3 protein-coding genes are annotated in these 2,197 nt (G+C 66.7%); all 3 read left to right on the forward strand.

Annotated features, from left to right (window positions below; genetic code table 11):
* A partial coding sequence (locus tag MKK82_RS24560; RefSeq protein WP_243987179.1) for a PAS domain-containing protein occupies positions 1–405 on the forward strand: 405 nt, incomplete at its 5' end.
* A 224-nt stretch (positions 406–629) separates the two neighbouring features.
* A complete protein-coding gene (locus tag MKK82_RS24565; protein WP_243987181.1) occupies positions 630–1,955 on the forward strand; it encodes a PAS domain-containing methyl-accepting chemotaxis protein in 1,326 nt (441 codons plus the stop codon).
* Positions 1,956–2,000: 45 nt separating this feature from the next.
* Positions 2,001–2,197: hypothetical protein (locus MKK82_RS34285; RefSeq protein WP_313902121.1), on the forward strand; the 197-nt coding region annotated here is incomplete at its 3' end.

Here is a 2,197-nt window from a genome sequence, read left to right on the forward strand (position 1 = left end):
GATCAGCCCGGGCCGACCATCCTGTACGCCAACGCCGCGTTCGGTCAGCTTGTTGGGCGAGATCTGTTCGACATCGTCGGGCAGACCCCACGCTTCATGCAGGTCAAAGAGACGCTTCGGGAGACGCTGGATGCCTTTCACCTCGCGCTGGCTTCCGGCGAGGGCTTCCACGGGTACCTGACCAACTACCACGCGGCCGGCTCCAAGTACCGCGCCGAGATCAATTGCAGGCCGTTGCGCGCCATCGTCGGCCGCATCGAGATCTTCGTCTCGTTCGAGCGCGAGGTGGTCCGGCGTATCGGACGCCCCGCCGTCAGCGCGGCCGGCCGCTATGAACCTGTCGCGACAAGCAACGATCCGTTAACCGGCGCCTGGCGCGAACTCGCCATTTTCAAGCACGCGTAAGTTGTTCTATGCTGGTCACAGAAGCGAGAGTACTAAGTTTGCGAGATAATCTATGTCAGTTATTGGGTAATATGGAGCGATGAGCGATCAATTTAAGGAATAAGTAACACGTTCTGCCCAGTGTTGTTTGGAGCTGACATAGATCTGGATGATGCATCGGCGGACTCATCCGCTGGCCTCCCGCTCTGCCGCGCAGCAGCCCAGAGATTCGGGAAGGCACGATCATGTTCGGTGGAACGCGCACGCACGTGGATCAGGCCGCCAGACTCGACGCATTGGATCGCTCGCAGGCCGTTATCGAGTTCACCCCGGACGGCACCATCCTCACGGCCAACGCCAACTTCCTGACCACGATGGGCTACACCCTGCCCGAGGTACAGGGGCAGCACCACGCGATGTTCGTCGAAGGGGCCTACCGCGGCAGTGCCGAGTACCGTGCGTTCTGGGATGGCCTGCGGCGGGGTATCTTCCAGTCTGCCGAGTTCAAGCGCGTCGCCAAGGCTGGGCGGATTGTCTGGATCCAGGCGAGCTACAACCCGGTTCTCGATCGCACCGGACGGGTCGTGAAGGTCGTCAAGTTCGCCGCCGACATCACCGCGCAGAAGTTGCGTGCGCTGGACAGCGACGGTCAGCTCGCGGCCCTTCACCGCTCGCAGGCGGTGATCGCCTTCGATCCCACCGGCACGATCCTGGACGCCAACCAGAACTTCCTCGACACCGTCGGCTACCGCCTCGACGAGATCGTCGGCCGGCATCACAGCCTGTTCGTGGATGCGGCTGAGCAGGCTGGCGCCGACTATCGGGGGTTCTGGGGCCGGCTCGGGCGCGGCGCGTTTGCGGCAGGCGAGTTCCGGCGCATCGCCCGCGGTGGTCGCGAGGTCTGGATCCAGGGGACCTACAACCCGATCACCGACGCCGACGGCGCGGTGCTCAAGGTGGTGAAGTTCGCCTCCGACATCACCGCGCAGGTGCACGAACGCCAGCGCCGGGCTGAGGCGCAGCGGACCATCGGCGTCGACCTCGACGCGATCGGTGCCGCGGTCGAGGCTGTCACCCGGCAGACGGCCGAGGCGGCTGGTACGGTGGGTCACGTTTCGAACGACATCCAGTGCGTGGCCTCGGGTGCGGAGGAGTTGTCAGCCTCGGTCGGTGAGATCAGCCAGCAGGTCAGCCACGCCGCACGCATGGCCGGCGAGGCCGTCGAGCAGGCGCGGCACACCGGGGTCATCGTCGCGGGCCTGAGCGGGCAGGCGACGCAGATCGGCGAGGTCGTGAGCATGATCCAGGGGATCGCCGCGCAGACCAACCTGCTGGCGCTCAACGCCACCATCGAGGCGGCCCGCGCGGGTGCAGCCGGCAAGGGCTTTGCGGCCGTTGCCTCCGGGGTGAAGGCCCTGGCCGAGCAGACCGCGAAGGCGACGGATCAGATCCGCCGGCAGATCAGCGCGACGCACGCGGGTACGCCGGAGGCTGTAGCCCCGATCCGCCGGCGTCAGGTGCCGGGCCTGCCCGTGGCGGCGCGGCGGGCTGATCTGACGGACCGAGGCTGACAGCTCCGCCGCACCCGAGGCCACGCACTGGATGTCGTTGGAAACGTGACCCACCGTACCAGCCGCCTCGGCCGTCTGCCGGGTGACAGCCTCGACCGCGGCACCGATCGCGTCGAGGTCGACGCCGATGGTCCGCTGCGCCTCAGCCCGGCGCTGGCGCTCGTGCACCTGCGCGGTGATGTCGGAGGCGAACTTCACCACCTTGAGCACCGCGCCGTCGGCGTCGGTGGTCGGGTTGTAGG

This window comes from Methylobacterium sp. E-046 (assembly GCF_022829625.1).
In the GTDB taxonomy this organism is placed as follows: domain Bacteria; phylum Pseudomonadota; class Alphaproteobacteria; order Rhizobiales; family Beijerinckiaceae; genus Methylobacterium; species Methylobacterium longum.